We start from the raw sequence: 21,389 nt of genomic DNA on the forward strand, positions 1-21,389 counted from the left end.
TAGCTGAACTGTATTTACTGATACTCTTCTGCTTTTTGTTTATGGCACAGCTTCCACATCAGTCAATTCTTTTATCAGTGCTACCTCCTCTTCTTTATAAGGCATTCCATCAGCTCTCAGCACTTCATGAAACCATACTTCAGGAGCAGTAGTGTATACCTTATCCCAGCTATCCCACGGATACTTGGTCTGCGTTTTACCATCCACAAAACCCCAGTTGTACATAGCAATATTCAATTCTTTCGCTATAGGTAGAAAACCTTGAAAGGTACTCCCATTTGGGCGTGCCATGTATTCGGTACACAGCAGTGGCCTTTCATATCGTTGCAGCCATTTGATTCTTTTTTTGAACTCAGCGGGATCATCATAATTATGAAATGAGATAACATCCGACTGCTCAATTTGTACCCGCTGTAAAGGTGTCATCGCCTCGTGCGTGGACCAATCCCCTATCCATACACCTGAAGTAATTGGCTGAATGGGCTGAGATTCTCTTGCCCATACAAAAGACTTTTTCAGCAATGGCAATACATACTCGGCCTTATTCTCTAATTCTACCTTTCCATATGCCCTGTCGTTGGTATTGTCTGGCTCATTCCAGATGTCCCAACCCAGTACACGCTTATCTTCTGCAAATGCCATCACTACTCCTTTTACATAGCGTTCAAGCCTTGGATGCTGAGTGGTGTCTTTTAAGGCTTTCAGTCCCGGACTTTGCACCCAGCCAGAGTTATGAAGATGTGGCTGAGGCACTCTCTGTTTACCCGCCTCAGGATAAGGATCCCAACAAGAATCAAACAGTACAAATAATGGTTTGATATGGTGTTTATCAGCTATCTTTAAAAATATTCCCATTCTTTCCACTAATCCCGTAGAATCCTGCTGCCAAAGTAAATCATGCAGGTAAACTCTCATAGTATTCATTCCCAGGTCGGCAGCCCAGCCCAGTTCCTGGTTAATAATGGCTGTATCGAAAGTGTTTGCCTGCCACATCTCCAATTGATTAATTGATGTTCTGGTATTGTAGTTGGCTCCTACTAACCAAGGCTGCTCTTTGTACCACTTATTAGCCTTCTCTTTACTCCATACGGTTAAAGAAGGTTTTTCAGAAACATTTACTTTGCTATTCTGCTCTTTTTTTTCTGGAGAAGTACAGTTATGGAATATTAAAACTGCAAGCCCTATCAGCAGGGAAATTTTATATGATCTCATTTATTGTTGTTTATTACTTTATACATATTTTATTCTGTTACCTCACCGGAAGGTTTATCTAATGGAGTATTGATTCTTACAGGTTCACCAAAATCAGGCGCTCCCTCTTCAGTCCACTCAAATTTTTGAATTCGAGTGCTCCTGTTATTTCCACAACCTTGCCCACTTTCAGGATTTGCATGGTAAATAATCCAGTCCTCTGTTCCATCCGGTGATTTAAAGAAGCTATTATGTCCCGGTCCATATGCATTATGCTCCGGCTTTTTGGAGAAAACAGGCTCACTTTTCTTCTGCCAATCATCCGGATTTAAAGGATCTCCTCCTTCATTTAGCGTTAGCATGCCCAGTTTGTAATCATCCGTCCAGCATCCACTGGCAGAGTAGATTAAAAACACCTCATCATTTTTATTTCTGAGGATTTGCGGCCCTTCATTTACCAGTCCATTCTTTTCCCAATCGTAAGTGGGTTCAGAGATCATCACACGGTCGCCTTCAATAGTCCAGGGGTTAGTCATCTTAGCAATGTAAAGTTGCTGAATGCCGGGATCATCATCACCTCTCCAACCCGACCAGATAAAGTAAAGCTGACCTTCATAATCGAAAACTGTCCCGTCAATAGCCCATTTGTCAGAAGTGCTGGTAACCTGTCCTTTAAATTCCCAGGTGCCCACAGTGGGATCGGGAGAATCATTCTCAATCACAAACATCCTATGGTTTTTATCGTCCCCATCATCAGCGGCAAAATAGAAATACCATTTTTCATCAATCCGATGTAATTCAGGTGCCCATATATTTTTTGAATAAGGGCCTGATGCCGGAGGTGTCCAGACCGTAGTACTTCTTACCTCTCCCAGCTCGGAAATAGCATCTGTTTTATAAATTCCAATTCTATTTCCCATGGTGTGTGTATAATAATAGACTTTTTCATACTGATAAACCCATGGATCCGGCCCGTTATTTACTATAGGATTGGTAAAAGTGCTGTCCACCTCGCTGATTGGAGGAGGCGTGGGAGTATGTTGTTTATCTCCACCATCATCGCTTTTGCAGCTGGTAAAACCTAGCTGCATAAGAATCAGGGTATATAAAAAATTCAGTTTCAGAAATTTTGCTTTGTTCATTCGGTATTGATTTAATGATTATCTGATTTATTGAAAAAAATGGCTCTACTCCGATTTTAATGAAAAAAATCATTTAAGATGCTTAAAATGTATAGTTTGGCAAGAATGCTCTATCTATTTTCAGTTCTCTAATTGGTATTTTCTTAGACTCTTTATTTTCTTTTTGCTTGAACAAAAAGAAAGAAAAATTCAAGGCTGTATTCATTTATTAACGGCATTAAAAAACAGAATTACCTATAAATTCTTCTTACTTTTTATCTCCAGGCCCTATTCTGCTCAAGATTCGGGTTGATATCAATTTCTTGTGCAGGAATAGGCAAAAGTTCATCTTTCCCGACATCAAAAGTTAGAAATCCGGGATCTCTATCTGCCAGTTCAGGTCCAAGATCACCCCACCGGGCTAAGTCATTCCATCGGTGGCCTTCACCTGATAACTCCAGCAAACGCTCATGCTTTAGTTGCTCCAGAAAATCCGCTTCTGATAAACCTGGCATTACATCAGACAAAAGGGCCAAACCCGCTCTTTGTCTTACTCTATCCACATGTTGATAGGCTTCTCCTGTGCTTCCTGTTTGATTAAGCGCTTCTGCATACATTAGCAACACATCAGCATACCTGATATAGCGCCAGTTATTAGGGGATCTGTAGCCTTCACCGTCTTTCCAGTGATCGTTTTGAAATTTCCTGAACCAAACCCTGTTATTTTCAAGGCCATACCTTTGCGCAAAAGTCTGACCATAGATCATGGTGAATTCAGGGCCTCTTACATCGGTTGAGTCATAAAGAAAAGTAGCTTCCAACCTTGGATCCCGCTCTCCTTCTGTAGTAGTTTCATTCAAAAACTCTCTGACTACCCAGCGATGTGCCTCACCATCGGACCAGCCAATACCACTTGGCCCAAAAAACTGCGCAATTGAAGTACCATAGTTATGGTTAGGGGTTTCAATGTCATTATCAGTAAATTCCGTAGGGTTCTCAGAAAACTGCCATTCAAAAACTGATTCTACATTGTTTTCAGTAAAAATTAAGAAATTATCCCTGTAATTAGAGGTCAATTCATAAATACCACTTCCTTCACCTTCTACCAGCCATTCCAATGGGCTCAAAGCAGCTGTGTAATCCTGTTGTTGCATGTAAGCTTTAGCTAAAAGTGCTTTTGCAGCACCTTTGGTCACTCTGCCTAAATCCTCAGCATCCGGATAGACAGCTGGCAAACCTTCCGCAGCTGCTATAAGATCAGCTTCTATCTGCGCCCAAACCTCTTCCTGACTGGATGTTCCAGGCTGATCATTTGGAGTTGAAGGTTTAAGCATTAATGGAACATTTCCCCAAAGCGATACTAATTGATAGTAAAAAAATGCTCTGAAAAACAAAGCCTCACCCATCAACCGTTGCCTTAATTCCTCATCCATTTCTATAGATGGCACGTTAGCTATTACCTGGTTAGCTCTGAATATCCCCACGTAATTGTCATTCCATATTCCGTAGGCATTGCCATAGTTATAATCAGTTACTAAAAACTGATCCATATTATTTACTATGTCTGTGGCCGGGCTGGTGCTTCTTCCCACATCGGACCTGATGATATGATAAAACGGCATCCAACGGGAAATTGATCCTCTGTGGAGTGTACTGTAAATGGCATTTACACCTGCAGTAGCATCATTGGCATTTTGCCAGAATGCCTCAACAATAGGCTCATTAGGATTTTCAATATCCAGTTCTTTTTCACAAGCAGTTGTTAAGAAACAACCTGCCAGTAGTATGTATATAATCTTTTTCATATAAGTTAAATTTTGAATATGATGTTAAAATTCCAGCTGCACCCCTAAAGAGAATACTCTGCTTGAAGGCCAGTTGCCATTATCAAGTCCCCTCTCATAAATACCATTACCTGTCACGTCAGGATCCAATCCTGAATAAGGAGTAATAGTGAAGAGATTTTGAGCGCTTATGAATAATCTCCCGCTTTCCAGGCCGGTTCTGTCCATAAAAATTTCAGGTAATGCATAACCCAGTTCTAAATTTCTTAGCCTTACGTATGAGCCATTTTCCAACCATCTGTCAGTATTGCCCAGGTTGTTATCAATAATTCCCTGCTCGGTATCCAGGCCTATTCGCGGATCAGAGGTATTGGTGTTTTCAGGAGTCCAGGGATTAATATCAGCTCTGAAGTTGGTTCTTTGATAGCTATCTAATACTTTTCTGACATCATTATAAATTACCGTACCAAAAACCCCTACAAACTGTGCATTCAAGCTAAATTGCTTATAGCTAACATTAAACTGAGCACCTGTTTGTAAAGTAGGCCATGGCGATCCTGCAAAAGTTCTGTCTTCCACATTAATAGTTCCATCATCGTTATGATCCACGTACTTCACATCTCCCGGCTTGGCGAAAGGCTGAATGACTGTACCTTCTGAATTGGTATAGTTAAGCACCTCATCTTCACTCTGGAAAAGTCCATCGGTTTCCAATACATACCATTCCCCAATGGATCTACCAACCTGCGTTCGGGTATTGCCAATTTGGATATAGTCTATGCCTTCTCCTCTATTCCCTACATCTTCCACTGTATTTTTAATGGTGGTGATGTTAAAGGAAGCATCCCATTTCAAATCAGAACCATAACTTCGGTAAGTAACTGCTGCTTCAATTCCGCGATTACGGATGGAACCTGCATTTACAAATGGGTTTCCTCCTAAGTTGCCTAAGTAACCTCCAACAGGCAATTGCAGTAAATTGTCTTTTGATAGGGCATCATACGCTTCCACTGAAATCAATAAACTATTCCTAAATAAGCCAGCTTCAATGCCTATATTTTTAACAACTCTTTCCTCCCATTTCAGGTCAGGATTCGCTAACCTTGCCTGGGTACTTCCTACATTAACATCTTCATTTGGTCCAAAAATGGCTCTTGGGTTAGTATTAATAAATGCGGTATAGTCCCACGAACCTACAGGGTTAATTCCTAATTCACCATAGCTGGCTTTCAGTTTTAAATCTGAGACTTTATCCAGGTTAAAGAAGCTTTCTTCGCTGATTCTCCAGCCTGCTGCCACAGAAGGGAAAAATCCCTGACGATAGTTGGCACCAAATCTTGAGTCTTCATCCAGACGAGCAGTAAGTGTAAGTAAATACTTGTCATTATAAACGTAATTCACCCTTCCTAAATAGCCGTAAATACTATAATCTACTGGAATACCACCATCTGCCACCGCATCTCCGGTTGCTGAACCTATTGTTTTATAGTATCGGCCATTGTACACCATCAAATTGGATCGGCCAGCAGAAGTAAACTCTCTTGTAGAGCTTTGCTGACTATACCCTAAAACTCCATTGATGCTATGTGCTCCTAACTCTTTCTTAAAATTAAGTGTATGTTCAAACAACAGGCTGGAATACCTCGATCTCTCCTCATTTATAGTGCTGGGATAATCCGGTGCATTAAACCTCCAAACACCATATTCGTGCACGTTTTTCACATGGTCGAAGCTCACCTCAACACCGGCATTAAACTTATAATATAACCAGTCTGTAAACTCCACATCTACATAAGCATTACCCACAAGCTTGGCAAAATTAGCCCTTCTGGAATCAATTGAATTTACTGCCACTGAATTCCAGGCATAAGTTACTGCATCAATAGAACCTATTCCCCAACCTTCCGGATTTGTTGCTGAAATATAATCATCACTTTGCACAGGAATTACAGGAAGCATCTGTGGCATATCATAGAAAGGGTTTCCGTCTCCCGGAGATCTATCAAAAGAATTGGAAAGCAGCAGGTTTTCTCCGAAAGTTATTCTACCTACTTTACTTTTGGTGTTTACTCTTAAACTTGACCTATCAAAGGATTGACCTATGATAGCTCCTTCATTTTTAAAGTAGCTTCCTGATACAAGATATGAACTCGTTTCTGATCCTCCTGATAAAGTAACATTATAGTCCTGAATATTTCCAGTTCTTATCACTTCATCCTGCCAATCTGTATCAATTTCAGGATTCACATCAGTAACGCTGGATGGAATAGTTTCTCCTGAATTTTCATATTGTCTCCTTTGCATAGCTGCAAATTCAGCACTGTTCATCAAGTCCCATCTGTTAGCAATTTGCTGAACTCCATATTTAGCAGAAGCGCTTATTTTGGCAGGTCCTTCCTTTCCTTGTTTAGTAGTAATAATAATGACACCGTTGGCAGCACGAGAACCATAAATTGCGGCTGCAGAAGCATCTTTCAGAATTTGAATAGAAGCGATATCATTGGTATTGATCGTAGGGTTTGCATCAGCAATCATTCCATCAATAACATATAATGGATTAGTGTTAGTAAAACTTGCTACACCACGAATATCAATGGAAGCCCCCTCTCCGGGCCCACCACCATTTCTTACTGTTACTCCCGGTGCCAAGCCTTGAATAGATTCAGCCAGTGAATTAGCACTTACCCGCTTAGAAGCTTCGGGAGTTATTACTGCTACTGCTCCCGTAAGGTCTTCTTTTCTTACCGTTTGGTAACCAATAACCACTACTTCGCCCAGTGTAGTAATATCTTCAGAAAGGGTAACATTAATTGTTTGGCGGTTTCCAACAACAATTTCTTCTGTAGAAAAACCCACAAAGCTAAATACAAGTACAGATTCACCAGAAGGAACCTCTAATGTAAATTCACCATCAATACCTGTAACTGTTCCAGTATTGGTTCCTTTTAAAAGAACACTTACTCCTGGCAGAGATGTGTTATCCCCAAGAGAGGTCACTTTCCCCTGAACCACCTGACTTTGATTCTGAGCATTTAATTGCTTTTGAATGCAAAGCAGAGGAATCAACATCATCCACAATTTGATCTTCAATAGTACGTTTTGTCTCATATATTTTTGTTAATAAGGTTTAATAAGCATACAATCGATTGCTATCCAAATAATTTATTGTGAGAAGAGTAATGGTGAGGTTGGATATTTCCAACTCTCACCAATCACCTAAACACTACAACTATAAAAAATATGCAAATTCATAGTATGTAGTTAGAAACAATTGCAACAAACAGCACAAAGCTGAATTACAAACGTTTGCATCACTTCGGCAAATAAGGTGTTTAATTGAATGATACACCTTTCATTTTTTATCAAAATTTCATCAAAACTTCTCAATTATAGGTTTTGGCTGGTCTTTCTTAAAAAAATGACACTAATTGTATAATCTTGAAACTAATTGTGGAATAGATTCCATTAATTTTAACTACACAAAAAAAATAAACTTGAAAAAAGAACTCGTATTACTAACCTTCCTCCTATCATGCCTGCATCTTAACCTGCATAGTCAATCCTATAGCTTTAGGCATTACCAGGTAGAAAATGGACTTTCCAATAATTCGGTCCACAGCATCATTCAGGATAGTAATGGCTTTATGTGGTTTGGCACTAAGGATGGCCTCAACCGTTTTGATGGTTATTCATTTAAAATTTTCAGAGGTACTCCTAATGATTCTACCGGTTTAGTAAGCAATATTATTCAAACTCTTTATGAAAAAGATGGAAAACTATGGGTGGGCACAGATAAGGGGCTCTATGAATATAATGCGCAACTTGAAACACTCAGGCTTGTAAAATTTACTGCTAACAGAATCATCAGAGCTATTTATCAAGATGACAGGAATAATCTCTGGTTTATTGCTGACCTTACTTTATTTAAATACAACACAAACACGAAAGACCTTCATGAATACAAGATAGATAAATACTTTGGTGCTACTTCCATCACAAGCACACCCAGGGGAGACCTCTATGTATCAACAGATTCCGGAGAAATTAACCAGTATGACCCCACCCTGGATACTTTCAGGAGTTTTAATATATTCCGGAAATCAGAAAAAACCTCCTATAGATGGATCGAAAAAATTTACGCTGTTGATGATGAAACCTTATTAATAGGCACGCAAAGCCAGGGAGTAAAGATATTTGACATCAATACTGGTTCTTATAAAGATGTGCTTCCTTTTGATATAGACCACGGAGAGTTATTTGTGAGGGACTTTGTAAAAGAAAATGAGGAGACCTACTGGGTTGCTACGGAATCAGGGGTTTTTATTTATGATGTTAAGGAACAAACTTTTACTAACCTAAAAAAAAGCTATAATAACCCCTATGCTATTTCGGACAATGCCGTGTATTCTGTCTACAGAGATAAGGAAGGTGGAATTTGGGCTGGCACCTATTTCGGAGGAGTAAATTACTATCCTAAGCAATACACTTCATTTAAAAAATACTTCCCAAAAACCGGGGAAAATTCTTTAAGCGGAAATGCAGTAAGAGAAATTTGCCAAGATCAATATGGTAATTTATGGATTGGAACTGAAGATGCAGGAATAAATAAATTTAATCCTGATACCGGACTTTTTAAAAGTTATGGACCTGCAAGAGACAAAAGCAACCTTTCTCACTACAATATACATGGTTTATTAGCCATTGAGAATGAACTATGGATTGGCACATTCCATCATGGCATTGATGTAATGGATCTCACTTCAGGCAAAATTATTCGTCACTACTCTGCGGATGGAAAATCAGGCTCCTTTAGAAGTAATTTCATCTATTGTATTTACCAAACCCGCTCTGGAACAATTCTTATTGCTACATCACAAGGATTGTATCGATTCAATTCCACAAGTGACGACTTTACAGCACTACCTGAAGAGGCAGACATTTATCCTTACACCACCGTTGTAATGCAAGCTACCAATGGTACAATATGGGCTGGAACTTTTAAAGAAGGAGTTTATTACTTTAATGAAAAAACAAAAGAAAAAGGCTTTTTTAAATACGATTCTCAAAATAAAAGTAGTCTCAGCAACAATGCTATATCAAGTATATTTGAAGATAGTAAAAAGCAAATTTGGATAGCCACAGAAAACGGGTTAAATAAATTCAATCCAAGCGGAAATAACTTTATACGATATTCAACAAAAAATGGCCTGCCAAGCAATGTGATCTATGACCTGTTGGAAGATGATCAGAACAACTTATGGATCAGCACTTCAAAAGGTTTGGCATGTTTCAACCCTGAAACAGAGCAGGTAAAAGTGTTTACCAAAGCACATGGGCTTTTAAGCGATCAGTTCAACTACAATTCCTCTTTTAAAACAGACGAAGGCATTATGTATTTTGGAAGTGTAAAAGGCATGATCAGTTTCAATCCTGCTGAATTTGTTAACGATACTTACGTACCTCCTATCTACATCACAGGCTTTCAAATGCAAAACGAGGAGCTTCCTATACAAGAAGAGAATTCTCCATTGGTCAATGCTATCAATTATACAGATAAAATTGTGCTTCCTCACAACGCATCTTCCTTTAGTATTGATTTCGCAGCTCTTAGCTATACTGCACCGGAAATGACTGAATATGCCTATAAAATGGCAGGCCTTGATAATCAATGGACCTACCTCAAAACCAACAGGAAAATATACTTCACTGAACTGGCACCGGGAAGCTATACATTTAAAGTGAAGGCTTCCAACAGCAGTGGACTCTGGAATGATGAGGCCGCCACATTAAACATAGTTATATCGCCTCCCTGGTGGGCTGGTAATTTGGCATATGTACTTTACACATTGCTAGGAGGACTCATCATTTTCCTAAGCGTACGCAACTATCACAAAAAAATAGAGAAGAAAAACAGGAGGAAGTTAAGCTTGTTGGAAAATGAAAAAGAGAAGGAAATCTATCAGGCAAAAATTGAATTCTTCACAAATATAGCGCATGAGATCAGGACACCCCTCACATTAATAAAAGGCCCTTTAGAAAGCGTTATAAAAGCTTCTTCCAATAACCACACTATTGGAAATAATCTTCTGATTATGGAAAAAAACACCAACAGACTTTTAGAATTAACTAACCAACTGTTGGATTTTCGTAAAACTGAAATCAAAGGGTTTAGCCTCACTTTTGTGAAAGCTGATGTAATGGAAATACTTAAGGAGACTTTTGAAAGGTTTAAATTGGCTGCAGAACAAAAAGGGCTACTCTGGTCGATTGATATCTCTCAGAATCATTTATATGCTTATGTGGATCCTGAAGCGCTGACCAAAATTTTTAGTAATTTGTTTAGTAATGCTGTAAAGTATGGAGAACAGTCTTCATCTGTGCACCTCTTACCTTTTAATGCAAATGAAGATTCCAATTTCACCATCATCTTTAAAAATGACGGTTCCGTAATTCCTATGTCTCTGCGTGCTAAAGTTTTTGAACCTTTCTTTAGGCTGGAAGAAAATGAAAATCAATCCGGAACGGGAATTGGCCTTCCTTTGGCACGGTCGCTTGCTGAACTCCATAAAGGCACATTAGAGCTGGATTTAACTAATATCACACAAAATGTATTTATACTAACACTTCCTGTACATCAGGAAAAGGAGTTTAATTTGTATGATGAGGACAAATTAGAGGTTGATGATAAAGAAGTGACAGACCATTTGCAGGAGGAAGCCTCAACAAAACCGGTGATATTGATAGTTGACGATAATCTAGAAATGCTGGATTTTATTGAAAATGAAATAGGTCATGAGTATGCAATAATTAAAACTACCAATGGAACAGAGGCACTGCAGGTTTTATCCAATCAAAATGTACAACTGGTAGTCAGTGATGTACTGATGCCTCAGGTTGGGGGTTTTGAGCTATGTAAGCAAATTAAAACCAATATAGACAACAGTCATATTCCTGTAATACTACTCACTGCTAAAAACACCTTACAAGCTAAAATTGAAGGCTTGGAATCCGGAGCTGATGCATATCTTGAAAAACCCTTCTCATCCGAACATCTTCAGGTTCAAATTGCCAATCTGCTCCAAAACAGAAATAAAATCAAAGAATACTTTTCAAGCTCACCTCTGGCCCATCTTAAAAGTATGGCCTATTCAAAAACAGATGAAAAATTTCTGGAAAAGCTGGATGAAGCAATTTGCAAAAACATTACTGACCATGATCTTAATGTGGAATATCTCGCTGAAATTATGAATATGAGTAAACCTACATTGTATCGTAAAATAAAAGTACTCTCCAACTTAACTCCTAACGAGTTAATTAATTTAGCTCGATTGAAAAAAGCTGCGGAGCTCTTGATGGAAGGTGAATATAGAATCTATGAAGTGGCTTCACTTGTGGGCTATAATTCCCAAACCAGTTTTGGAAGAAATTTCCTTAAACAATTCGGAATGACTCCTTCAGAATATGCCAGTCAAAAAGATAAGGTATAGGAGATATCAATTCATCTGTAGGCACTTCTTATATCTTCATTGTAGGAAGGGATCAATCTTTCAAATTTTAAGCAAAAAAAAAAGCTACTCAAATGAGTAGCTTTTAAGAGCCTCCTATCGGGATCGAACCAATGACCTACTGATTACAAGTGACCAGACATACGGTTTATCTTGATCTCTAAAAATTCATAACTATTTGATAAACAAATGTATAAACAAATAAGCAGGGTAATTAGGGTTCATCAAAAACCATCTTAAACCACGAAAAGTATTCAAAAAATGTTCAAAATGTCTTGATACATTTACCTGCTTAGGTTACTTTAGATGTAACGTAAAATAGCATTGTTATGGCCAAATTGAACCTCATGCCCGATCCCAGATATAATAAAGTTGATAGATATCCTTTGGTCATCCGGGTCTCCCATAAAGGTAAGCCCAAATACTTGAAGACCGGGTTTATCCTGAACTCTAAAGATTGGGACGAAAAGAGAAGACAGATAAAGAGTTCTTTTCCCAACTCGGTAAGAGCTAATTCCAAAGTCCAGAAAAAGATGTCACTGGCGCAGGAAGTTTTGTCCGATCACCATGCTGTTCTCAAAGAGCTAACCGCTGATCAAATCACCAACCTCATCATGCAGCGATTTGAGGAAAATGATAAGGAAAAACTACCCCCTATCCACAACCTAGCACCACAATCCCGCAAAACCACCCTCAAAGAATATGGTGAGAAAGTCATTGCACGGTATAAAAAAGCTAACCGCTTCGGAATGGTAGGTTCTTTTGAAGATGCCCTTGTAACATTTTCAAAATTTCATGGTAACGACAACCTTTTGCTTACCGATATTGACGAAACGTTCTTGGAAGATTTAGAGGCAGATTACCTCGGACAGGGTCTGAAGCTGAATGGGCTGGGCACCAAATTACGAGCTGTACGCAGAATATATAACCTTGCCATAAAAGACAAGGATACCGAACTGAATGAGACCCACTATCCATTTGGTAAATCCGGCTATTCTATCAGAACAGAAAAGGCAAAAAAGCGGGCAGTAAACCTGGAGGTTATACAGGCTATCCGTGACTTAGACTACCCAATAAACTCTACCCGGTGGCATCACCGTAACTATTTTCTGTTCATGTTCAATATGCGTGGTATGAATTTTATTGACCTGGCCTTTCTTCCCACTGATGCCATACAAGAAGACCGCTTGAGATACAAGCGTACAAAAACCAAACGTGGAAACAGCGTTAAGGAATTCAACATTAAAATCACCGAAGAAGCCCAACGCATTCTGGATTATTATGCTGACCCGAAAAATGACAAGGGGCTGGCTTTTCCTATTATGCGAGACGTGATTGATTCAGCTGATAAGGAGTATATTTATAAATTGTACCAGAATCGCTTGCGTAACCACAACAGACGGTTGGCATTTATAGGGGAAGCGGTTGGGCTTACAGAAAACCTCACCACTTATGTAGCGAGACATACTTTTGCAACTGCCGGACTTCACAAAGGCATTTCCAAAGCACAAATTGGCGACATGCTGGGACATACCAACTACTATACTACTGAAGCTTACTTTGATGATTTTGATAAGGATGTACTCGATGATGCTGCAGACCAGATTTTGGGTTAGGATGGTGAGCTAATTTTGTAAACTATTATCCAATCTGGTGGTTTTTAGCCTTACTCTTTCTGATATTCGTATCATCTGGTAATTCAGTCTGTATAATGAAATTTATTTATGTCGTTTTTTGATAGTCCCACTGTCGATGATAATGCAAAGAAAAGTGAAGAGTCAGTTCTAAAAGTAAAAGGAATATTTACTAAAAGAAATGGGTTTATTAACCGTGAGGAGAATCCGGATTATGGAGTAGACCTTGACGTAGAACTTGTTTTAGAAGCTCATCATGCTTCTTCTCAGAAATTTGCGGTACAAATAAAAAGTACAGGAAAGGTCTCAACAGTAAGTAAAGATGGACACAAATATATCTCTTTATCATTTGAAACTTCTCGTCTCGGTTACCTGTGCCGAAGGCCTCCTGCTTATGGTATTATTATACTTTACGAAGAGGAGACTCAAAGGTGCTATTTTGATTATGTTGACGAAATAGTTAACAGAGTTAGTTACATTAAGGGAAATGATGACTGGAAACAGCAAGATTCAGTAACTATTTATATTCCTGAACAACTACTGGAAACTAGCTCGTCAAAAGCTTTACATGACAAAATGTGCAGAAGGCATAAAAGTCATGAGCTGCTGCTGTTCTCACATGGAACAACTTATGATATTCCGGTAATTTCTTCCTTTAATCAGAATATACTTGAAAACATCGATTTTAATAGTCCACAGCAGGTTGGTGAGTTACTAGAAGAATACGGAGGACATCTGTTTAATAAGCAGGAATTTCAGATGTTATCCAGATTATTAATGGATCTTCCTACCTCAAAAATTATTGCATCCAAAAAGCTTCTCTTTTTAGCGGCAATTACCTTTGGACAGGTAGGATATATTATCGAGGCAGACTATTACCTTAATAGATGCTTTAATTTTATTAAGGACTTTGATCAGGAAACGCATGAACTTTTGGAGTTCACTAAATATAGGAATGACTTTATCAAAGGTGATATTGACTATAAAAGCTTTTCAAAAGAAATGGAAGTATTGAGAAAAAATTCCATAAATACTCTAAATACGCTGACCTTTGAAATTAATATTATCTACCTACAGTTATTGGATCAGTTCAATAAACAAGAACCTGATCACTCCGTAGCAGAAGTCATTCAAAAACTATTTCAGAAAATCGAAAATGCACCCCTTGAAGAACATTCCAAGCAACTTCTTAAACTTTTTCAATCGGAAAATTTGCATATCTACGGAAGCAATATCTTTTTAAAAGACGCTAATAAATTCAAGCTACAAGAAAAACTAAATATTTCGGTATCCCTTAATGTCAGGGTTGAGAGAGTAAAATTTGTACTTCCCTTATTTGAAAAAGCCATCCAGTATGCTCATGAGGTGAGAATTTACGCAGAAGAGAAAGATGATTCACTTGTTAAAGCCTACTCATTACAGTACTTGGGAAGATTTTTTCTGGATACCCAATTCAATGTAATGATGCTCAAAATAGATCAGGAGTATGGAGAAGATCAGAATCATATATCGCAATTCCTCAAGAATTTAAATTACTCACTTATAGCTTACAATCTTTTTTTAGATTTAGGATTAAATAAAGATGCACATCAAACACTTACCAATGTCTATGAAATTCAGATGCTTTGTTTTCTTCTTTACGGAAAAGATATAGGCCCCAAAAAGCTTCACGAACTCGAATCTATCATTCGAGATATCGAGGAAAAAGCAGGGATTCCTCAGTTTAATTCTGTTGTCAGACCGGCTTATGAGAATCTCAGAAGAAATCTGGTCCAAGGCAATCAGCCGTGGACGACCATTCCAGAAGATGAGGTAGAAAAATATGCCTGGAAAATTCTGGAGGCATATGAGCTACCTGAAAACAGGTTGCCAAATATCATTGCTGATATTAGAAATTATCAAATATTTGAAAGGGAATGTGAGAACAAAAACATTGAATTGCTTCAGGATCTAAGGCATCTTCAAAGTAAATCAACTACTTATGCTGAACCGCCAAAATACATCCTTCGAAGTAAACTCTCTAACATTGAAACCAAGCCTAGCCGGGATATTTACCATCTTCTTCAACAGTTCAGCCATTTGTTAAAAAAAAAATGATTTCGCATTAGAGAATTCAAAATTTTTCTTTTAATCAAAAATTCTTTTTAATAGACCCTTCTTCCTCTCCAGAACCACGCTATACAAACTATCCCCCTGAGTGTTGGGGTTATCAAATTTAATCTCAGCCACTGCTTGTTTTCTCCTAAATAGATTAAAAGGTGGCTTACCTGGTCGTTTATAATAATGGAAAACTTCAAAGTTGTGAATGATCTTGTAGTCGGCAAATAGCGTATCCAAGGAAGGTACATAGAGTGCTTTAAATTTGAGATCCGGATTGTCCAAGATAAACTTCTTGGCAGGAACTGGTGACAGAGATATTTGAGATTGTACCAGGTAAACAGTATCAATTGAGCCGGTTTGAAAAGTACCGCTGGTGGATGATCTGACTGAAGAGTAGCTAATCAGGTTCCTTTTAAGGTTGCCAACTTCCTTTCTTATTGTTTCCTTCAAATCAGCCTCCAGTACCAGTTTGGCATTGGCGGCATCTATTTCGGCAATCTCTGCCCGTATCCTATTCCTTCCAGCATCATCTCTCCATATTTCAATTTCTCTTTGCTTCAGACTGTAGATTTCTTTAAAGTCTTCGGTTTTCTGTTTCTCTTTTCTCAGGAAAAAGAAAAGCACAATAATAATTATGGCCTGGAGTATCCAGTAATACTTTTTGATGAAGTTGAAGATCGTGAGAAATGTCATGACTAGTTTCCTTTAGAATTTTCTGAACGGTCTTCTTTGTCCTTCAACTCCAGTTTGATCTCGTAAAGCAGCCTGGTCATTTCTGAGTTGGTTTTAGAGAATTGTAAAAACAGCTTTTCCTGTGTTAGTTTGAGTTCAGCATTATTTTGCTTTTCAGTGGTCACTTCATATTCCAGTCGGGCCAGTCGTACATTCACATTGACCCACATAGTTATTATCACGATGAGCAAACTGACTGAGCTAAAGATCAAGTGCCCCATATTTAGGGTGGTGTTTAATCGTATGATGGCGTTATTCTCATTCTCCATTTTCTTGTTTTTCAAAACTGTTGATGATTTTTCGCTGGGTGATGTTGTACTGAATTCCCGTTACCCCATATCTATTCTTTGTGGCCACTACATAATTATTGGTGAAAGTATCATCCACCTTCACGGCTTCCAGATTGATACCGGAATCAAACAAGGGTGCTGTGCCACCCCGGATGGTTCCCTGTGTTGTTCGCTGAAAAATGATGATAAAGATGGTGTTTGGAAATTCCTTTCTAAGCCGGTCAAATTCTGTGGACTTTACATGCAGCTTGTTCCAACTGTCAATGATGATTACGTCAAAATCTTTGGCAGCTTTCCGGATGGTATCAAATCCTTCTGGTAGCTGATCGGTGATGAATATGTTATCCCTATTTTCAGCTTCCAGGTATTCTTCCCGCATTCTTCTCACCAAGTCGGACTTGCGTCCAATCTCCAGAGAAAACATGGCCACTTTCAGGTCAATATCTGCAAAGCCGTTGGCCAGTTGGTAACTAAAGCGGGTCTTCCCACCTCCCTGATCACCTTCCAGAGTAATGGCCAGCTCAAATCTTTCCAGATCTCCCAGCAGTTTACCTAAATCACCTGCCAGCCTGAATGAATTTTCTGAAGGTCTCTCATCAATTTCATTCATGGAGTCAAAAAGGCTTTTCTTTCTCTTCTCTATAAGCTTAGGGGTTTCTTTGGTTGAAGAAGAAGCGCCCACTCCATTCAAAGGCTGTACCTGTGACCCTAATTCCAGGTCTTTTTTCCATGACTTATTGATGGTAATTTTGATTTTTCCGCCATCAGGAAGCTTGTTGTATTGCCTAATCAGGGTATCCTGAATTTTGGCAATATGCCTGGCTTGCAATGATGACTTTCTGATTTGCTTGGTAAGAATAGCTTTCTGCAAGGATTTGATGTAGAGACCTAGCTGATGCTTGGTCTTTACCTGGTTATGCATTTTTAGGAACTTCTCCACAAACCCTTTTGCAGCATCGTTTCCCTGCCTCAGGTGATCATTGAGTTTCTGGATGTACAGGTCTATGGATTTTGTTACAGTTTGATCCTGTTTGTACCAGGCATTGGCCTCCAAAAAGAATTCATGCCCCTCTTGAAGCACTTTGGGCAGGGTTTGTAGATTGACTTCCCTAATTTTCTCTGAATAGTTGTTGACCGAAACCATAGGACAAGGATAGGCCTTTTGAAAAATAGGGTTTCGGGTTTGTTCGGGTTTGCTTCTTTATCTATTGCAATTGTTTTGATACTCCACTATTTTAAAGACTCTTCAGCATAATATCCCACATCGGGATTTTTATTATCAATGAAAATCAGATTAGAAGTATCTCCAAGAACTTCATCAACTAAGCCATATTCTTTTGCCTGCACGGCATTTAAAAATTTGTCCCTAATAAAAAAATCCTCAATTTCCTTCCAGGTATGACCAGTGTTTTTACCGATGATATGAAAAAGTTGTGTTTGAAGTCGCTCTTGTTCTCTTGTTGCTATTCTAACATCTTCTGTATACCCTTTTGCTCCACCACCTGTCGGGTGCATGTGAACAGTAGATTGAGCTAATGCATAACGCTTACCGACTGCTCCACAAGTCAGTAACGCAGTAGCCATACTTCCAGAAAATCCCACCGAAACGGTAGACACTGGGGCTGAGATCATCTGCATGGCATCATAAATCGCCATTCCTGCATAAACACTGCCTCCAGGAGACTGAATGTACATATCAATCTGCCGTTTGGGATCCTGACTATTGAGGTAAAGAAGTTGGGCAACAATGACATTAGCCACTTGATCGTCAATGCCGGTACCTAAAAAAACAATCCGTTCTTTGAGCAATAAACTGTAAATATCATAGGCTCGTTCCCCTCTTCCGCTTTGATCTATGACCATCGGTATTAAACTAGATTGCGTTAACATCCCTTATCTTTTTTAAAGTACGATTTAATTTTTTGCTGAAAGTTTAGCTGAGTTGGTTCGTTAAATAGTTTTTGATCCATACGCTTTATTTCCTCCCTAAGAATATTTCTACCATACTGTTGAATGGCTTTATATGCATATTCTTGAAAATTCACTTTCGAAGCAAACCTTTCATCCACCAGCATTCTAGCTTCCAGCAGCATCCGCTCTCCTAAATCACCTTCATTTTGAAGGAATTGCTCTATTTGCACTATTTCAACTAATGAAGTCCTCATATTTTAAAGATTTTGTTTTGATTTGTTCCCTCACTTTTTCCAGACATTTATATTTCTGAACTGTAGCAGACCGCTCATTACTAAAGCCAAATTGTGTGGAGATATCTGACATTGACATTCTTTCATAATAAAAGGACTGGAGCATATCCATGCACTTCTGTCCGGCAGTTTTTAAAAATGAGTTCAGTCTTTCTGAAATAGGCTCTTCATGTTTCGATTCAACCACATCAACATTCTCAAGAGATTCTGTTTTAAATGATCTTACAGATTTTTTCAACCAAAGATTCCTTCCGATTCCCAGTAAATAGGCGTTATCTGATACTCCCGGATCGAAATGATTAATCACTGTTTTTTCATAAAAAATCAATAATGCTTCTTGGAAAATATCTCGCGTCTCTTCAAAATCACCTCCATTTTTGCTGATATATCTGGCTAACGCTGGAAATGCTTCAAGGTATAATTTTGCAAACAGCTTCTCTTTGGGCGACCGTTTTATAATTGTGTCCGTCATCGGTTTGTTAAAAGTCTTTATATACAAGTTCCTATTTTCCTCAATACATCACCCTATAAATTGAGATATTTTTTGAAACTTGATAATAATAAGACAAACTACAGTCAGTGATCTAAGCTCTCAGTTAAAATAAGATTTATTTTTAATGCCCTAGCCCGAACTTGCAAAAGATCAGCAACGCCATTCAATTCAGCTTTAATTGGATAATTAGCCGTCAGCACTTCGGTTTTAATTTTATTCGTCTGCTTTGTTACCGCTACACCTGTTTGTTTTGTAATTGTATGCCATTTATGTTTTTTGGTAAATTTTTCCAGGACATCTGAAGGATAACTACTTAATAGAAATTTTCCCGTGACCTTGCTTAGCACATCAAGTAAATCTGTAAAGTCCTTTTCCGTATAACCCTTATAATGCCCCATATCGGAATTGAAGTATGGTGGGTCACAATAGAAAAAACTATCAGTTGAATCACGGCTTCTGATGACCTGAAGGGCATCATTATTTTCAATGTCCACCATATCCAGCCGTTTTTTAATATCTTTAGTAAAAGCAAGCTTCTTGTTGACAAATCGCTTGAGGGTGCCATTACTATTTCGCTCATAAGCATAGCCACCAAAAATCCGGGAGGAAAAGCTCATATTGGTCTGCACCCAGAAAGCCCAGGCTCGTTGAACCGGATCAAATTTATCAGCATTCTTGAGGATTTCCTGGGTCTCACGGTGTACCTGCCTACTGTGTGGGGTAGCTTGGACCAGCTTTTCCAGTTTATTGAAATCACCGTGGCATACACTGTAGAAATTGACCACCTCACCATTGAGGTCATTGATCACTTCCATTTCAGAAGGTTCTTTGGCAAAGAAAACTGCAGCTCCTCCTACAAAAGGTTCGCAGTAGAGTTTATGTTCAGGAATGAGTGATAGGATTAGACTTACCAGCCGTTGCTTACCTCCATAATAGGTAATGGGCGTTTTATTGACAAAATCAAGGCCTTCCAGTGGAGATTCCATTTTCACATGTCTTACTTTTTTTATTCTGCTATCTTCAATGTTCATAGCGTACGGCATCGGTAGCTTTGCGCCTGAATACCATCAAAGCTTGTTCCACTGACTGGCCGAAAACAGGTGGAAGTACATACTCATCAATCTTTTCGGCCATTTTATCCAGTTCTGTCATAGGCCAATTCTTTTGGTCGAGGCTAGCCAGAATGATCAATAATCCACCAACCGCCAATAATTGCAGGGTATGGTAAATGAAAGTGATTTCAACAGGCAATGCATGTGGGTGCGGATATTCCGGATGAAAATAAGCGCGGTAGGGAGGCATTCCAATGACCAGATCAAAAGGATATCCAGGTAACTGGGTCACTCTGCTACGAGGTTGTTCTGCTTCCCATTCAAAGAGCGTATCCAGGCACAGGTTTTTATGGCTGACTTGGGCAGTGATCAAATGGTCATCATATCCTGTACTAAACAAGATCGCATTTTGCCCATTTTTATACCCATGAGCTCTGGCTAATTGCCAGACAAGGGTATCCAGTGCCCCTATTATTAATGGATGTAAATCCTGCTGACACATTCCACTTACAATTTACCCTCTCGCTTGAGTTCACGAGTAGACCGCTGAATGGCTTTTGTCCAGGCCTCACCCTTTTTCCGGGTACGCTTGGCATGTCGGCTAATCATTGTCACCCTCTTAGTATTGGCTGATTTGCCGGAAGTGGATCTTCTTTTAGTTGTCTTCTTTCTTGCCATGATTGCTTTTTTTAACAATCATAGCACAGATCAGAAAACTGCTTTCGGGTTGGTTCGGGATGAGGAGTTTTACATTGGGAAGATGTGTTTTATCAATGTATTCTGTCACATTTTGTCGGTATTTGTTACGAGTGCTCTAGTAATATGAATTCCAAGCAGCAACCTTATTATCAACTTTAAAGTTGTATAAATATTTATAAACGTTTTTTATTCACTTTAAAGTTGTATATTTGTTATCGAAAAAAGCACTGATGTGGAATTAAAAGATGAAGTTGAGTCGTTTCTGAAGGATTTCAAGCACAAACTGGGATTTTGGGGCTTGCTTTTCAGGTCAGATCGGACTAAAAACTTCAGTACAATGCTCGCACTTGAAGTAAGCGTGAATGATATTAAGAGTACTCTCAATGATTTAAGAGTTAGTGACTATTCCGAAGGACCTTTGGAGGAAGTACTTTACAAGGGTTCTGATATGTGGGTCTTTGGAAAAGTGATCAAGAAGAAGGAAGTCTATATAAAGATCACAATGGGATTACCCAGCGATAAAGTGATTTGCATTTCCTTTCATATAGCAGAGAAAAAGATGAAGTATCCCTTAAAATAAAAAA

Annotated in this window: 17 protein-coding genes; 4 read left to right on the forward strand and 13 right to left on the reverse strand. The window is 38.8% G+C overall.

Annotated elements, in window-relative coordinates; genetic code table 11:
• Positions 1-39: 39 nt before the first annotated feature.
• The 4 genes from IEV85_RS11105 to IEV85_RS11120 all read right to left on the reverse strand — a co-directional run bounded on the left by IEV85_RS11105 (position 40) and on the right by IEV85_RS11120 (position 7,204).
• On the reverse strand, positions 40-1,212 hold the full coding sequence (locus IEV85_RS11105; RefSeq protein ID WP_188463266.1) for a glycoside hydrolase 5 family protein: 1,173 nt from the start codon (positions 1,210-1,212) through the stop codon (positions 40-42).
• Positions 1,213-1,241: 29 nt separating this feature from the next.
• On the reverse strand, positions 1,242-2,333 hold the full coding sequence (locus IEV85_RS11110; protein ID WP_188463268.1) for a family 43 glycosylhydrolase: 1,092 nt from the start codon (positions 2,331-2,333) through the stop codon (positions 1,242-1,244).
• Positions 2,334-2,587: 254 nt separating this feature from the next.
• A complete protein-coding gene (locus IEV85_RS11115; protein WP_188463270.1) occupies positions 2,588-4,117 on the reverse strand; it encodes a RagB/SusD family nutrient uptake outer membrane protein in 1,530 nt (509 codons plus the stop codon).
• Between the two features lie 24 nt (positions 4,118-4,141).
• Positions 4,142-7,204 carry a SusC/RagA family TonB-linked outer membrane protein gene (locus IEV85_RS11120; protein ID WP_188463272.1) on the reverse strand — a complete coding sequence of 1,021 codons (3,063 nt, stop codon included), beginning with the start codon at positions 7,202-7,204 and terminating at the stop codon, positions 4,142-4,144.
• A gap of 386 nt (positions 7,205-7,590) precedes the next feature.
• Between IEV85_RS11120 and IEV85_RS11125 the strand changes: the two genes are divergently transcribed.
• From IEV85_RS11125 to IEV85_RS11135, 3 genes are all read left to right on the forward strand, one after another.
• The gene (locus tag IEV85_RS11125; protein WP_188463274.1) at positions 7,591-11,583 is read left to right on the forward strand and encodes a two-component regulator propeller domain-containing protein; all 3,993 of its coding nucleotides are present in this window, start codon (positions 7,591-7,593) and stop codon (positions 11,581-11,583) included.
• A 347-nt stretch (positions 11,584-11,930) separates the two neighbouring features.
• Positions 11,931-13,217 carry a phage integrase SAM-like domain-containing protein gene (locus IEV85_RS11130; RefSeq protein ID WP_188463276.1) on the forward strand — a complete coding sequence of 429 codons (1,287 nt, stop codon included), beginning with the start codon at positions 11,931-11,933 and terminating at the stop codon, positions 13,215-13,217.
• Between the two features lie 108 nt (positions 13,218-13,325).
• Positions 13,326-15,332, forward strand: a complete 2,007-nt coding sequence (locus tag IEV85_RS11135; RefSeq protein ID WP_188463278.1) for a DUF4365 domain-containing protein — start codon at positions 13,326-13,328, stop codon at positions 15,330-15,332.
• A 30-nt stretch (positions 15,333-15,362) separates the two neighbouring features.
• Here the strand turns inward: IEV85_RS11135 and IEV85_RS11140 are convergent, their stop codons facing one another.
• The 9 genes from IEV85_RS11140 to IEV85_RS11180 all read right to left on the reverse strand — a co-directional run bounded on the left by IEV85_RS11140 (position 15,363) and on the right by IEV85_RS11180 (position 20,784).
• Positions 15,363-16,028 carry a hypothetical protein gene (locus IEV85_RS11140; RefSeq protein WP_188463280.1) on the reverse strand — a complete coding sequence of 222 codons (666 nt, stop codon included), beginning with the start codon at positions 16,026-16,028 and terminating at the stop codon, positions 15,363-15,365.
• A 2-nt stretch (positions 16,029-16,030) separates the two neighbouring features.
• A complete protein-coding gene (locus IEV85_RS11145) occupies positions 16,031-16,336 on the reverse strand; it encodes a hypothetical protein (RefSeq protein ID WP_188463282.1) in 306 nt (101 codons plus the stop codon).
• Complete coding sequence (locus tag IEV85_RS11150) at positions 16,326-17,501, reverse strand: antirestriction protein (protein ID WP_188463284.1); 1,176 nt, start codon at positions 17,499-17,501, stop codon at positions 16,326-16,328. Before IEV85_RS11150 ends, IEV85_RS11145 begins: the two co-directional genes overlap by 11 nt.
• An 86-nt stretch (positions 17,502-17,587) precedes the next feature.
• Positions 17,588-18,247 (reverse strand): ClpP family protease, encoded by a 660-nt coding sequence (locus IEV85_RS11155; protein ID WP_188463286.1) that lies wholly within the window; start codon positions 18,245-18,247, stop codon positions 17,588-17,590.
• Positions 18,241-18,522, reverse strand: coding sequence for a hypothetical protein (locus tag IEV85_RS11160; RefSeq protein WP_188463288.1), 282 nt, complete (start codon positions 18,520-18,522; stop codon positions 18,241-18,243). Before IEV85_RS11160 ends, IEV85_RS11155 begins: the two co-directional genes overlap by 7 nt.
• Complete coding sequence (locus tag IEV85_RS11165; protein ID WP_188463290.1) at positions 18,503-19,033, reverse strand: RNA polymerase sigma factor; 531 nt, start codon at positions 19,031-19,033, stop codon at positions 18,503-18,505. Before IEV85_RS11165 ends, IEV85_RS11160 begins: the two co-directional genes overlap by 20 nt.
• Before the next feature lie 104 nt (positions 19,034-19,137).
• Complete coding sequence (locus IEV85_RS11170; RefSeq protein ID WP_229712568.1) at positions 19,138-20,085, reverse strand: DNA adenine methylase; 948 nt, start codon at positions 20,083-20,085, stop codon at positions 19,138-19,140.
• A complete protein-coding gene (locus IEV85_RS11175; protein WP_188463292.1) occupies positions 20,075-20,608 on the reverse strand; it encodes a hypothetical protein in 534 nt (177 codons plus the stop codon). Before IEV85_RS11175 ends, IEV85_RS11170 begins: the two co-directional genes overlap by 11 nt.
• Before the next feature lie 5 nt (positions 20,609-20,613).
• Entirely contained in the window at positions 20,614-20,784 is a 171-nt protein-coding gene (locus IEV85_RS11180; protein WP_188463294.1) for a hypothetical protein, read from the reverse strand.
• Positions 20,785-21,037: 253 nt separating this feature from the next.
• On the opposite strand from IEV85_RS11180, the gene IEV85_RS11185 reads away from it, so the two are divergent.
• Positions 21,038-21,385, forward strand: coding sequence for a toxin (locus IEV85_RS11185; RefSeq protein WP_188463296.1), 348 nt, complete (start codon positions 21,038-21,040; stop codon positions 21,383-21,385).
• Positions 21,386-21,389: the final 4 nt, after the last annotated feature.

Origin of the sequence: Marivirga lumbricoides (assembly GCF_014636295.1) — a bacterium.
GTDB classification, from domain to species: Bacteria; Bacteroidota; Bacteroidia; order Cytophagales; family Cyclobacteriaceae; genus Marivirga; species Marivirga lumbricoides.

Bases quoted from the DNA above. Each gene is read 5' to 3' on its own strand.
- IEV85_RS11130 (WP_188463276.1), top strand. From the start codon at position 11,931: ATGGCCAAATTGAACCTCATGCCCGATCCCAGATATAATAAAGTTGAT.
- IEV85_RS11115 (WP_188463270.1), bottom strand. From the start codon at position 4,117: ATGAAAAAGATTATATACATACTACTGGCAGGTTGTTTCTTAACAACT.
- IEV85_RS11150 (WP_188463284.1), bottom strand. From the start codon at position 17,501: ATGGTTTCGGTCAACAACTATTCAGAGAAAATTAGGGAAGTCAATCTA.
- IEV85_RS11135 (WP_188463278.1), top strand. From the start codon at position 13,326: ATGTCGTTTTTTGATAGTCCCACTGTCGATGATAATGCAAAGAAAAGT.
- IEV85_RS11175 (WP_188463292.1), bottom strand. From the start codon at position 20,608: ATGTGTCAGCAGGATTTACATCCATTAATAATAGGGGCACTGGATACC.
- IEV85_RS11110 (WP_188463268.1), bottom strand. From the start codon at position 2,333: ATGAACAAAGCAAAATTTCTGAAACTGAATTTTTTATATACCCTGATT.
- IEV85_RS11145 (WP_188463282.1), bottom strand. From the start codon at position 16,336: ATGGAGAATGAGAATAACGCCATCATACGATTAAACACCACCCTAAAT.
- IEV85_RS11180 (WP_188463294.1), bottom strand. From the start codon at position 20,784: ATGGCAAGAAAGAAGACAACTAAAAGAAGATCCACTTCCGGCAAATCA.
- IEV85_RS11105 (WP_188463266.1), bottom strand. From the start codon at position 1,212: ATGAGATCATATAAAATTTCCCTGCTGATAGGGCTTGCAGTTTTAATA.
- IEV85_RS11165 (WP_188463290.1), bottom strand. From the start codon at position 19,033: ATGACGGACACAATTATAAAACGGTCGCCCAAAGAGAAGCTGTTTGCA.
- IEV85_RS11170 (WP_229712568.1), bottom strand. From the start codon at position 20,085: ATGAACATTGAAGATAGCAGAATAAAAAAAGTAAGACATGTGAAAATG.
- IEV85_RS11155 (WP_188463286.1), bottom strand. From the start codon at position 18,247: ATGTTAACGCAATCTAGTTTAATACCGATGGTCATAGATCAAAGCGGA.
- IEV85_RS11140 (WP_188463280.1), bottom strand. From the start codon at position 16,028: ATGACATTTCTCACGATCTTCAACTTCATCAAAAAGTATTACTGGATA.
- IEV85_RS11160 (WP_188463288.1), bottom strand. From the start codon at position 18,522: ATGAGGACTTCATTAGTTGAAATAGTGCAAATAGAGCAATTCCTTCAA.
- IEV85_RS11120 (WP_188463272.1), bottom strand. From the start codon at position 7,204: ATGAGACAAAACGTACTATTGAAGATCAAATTGTGGATGATGTTGATT.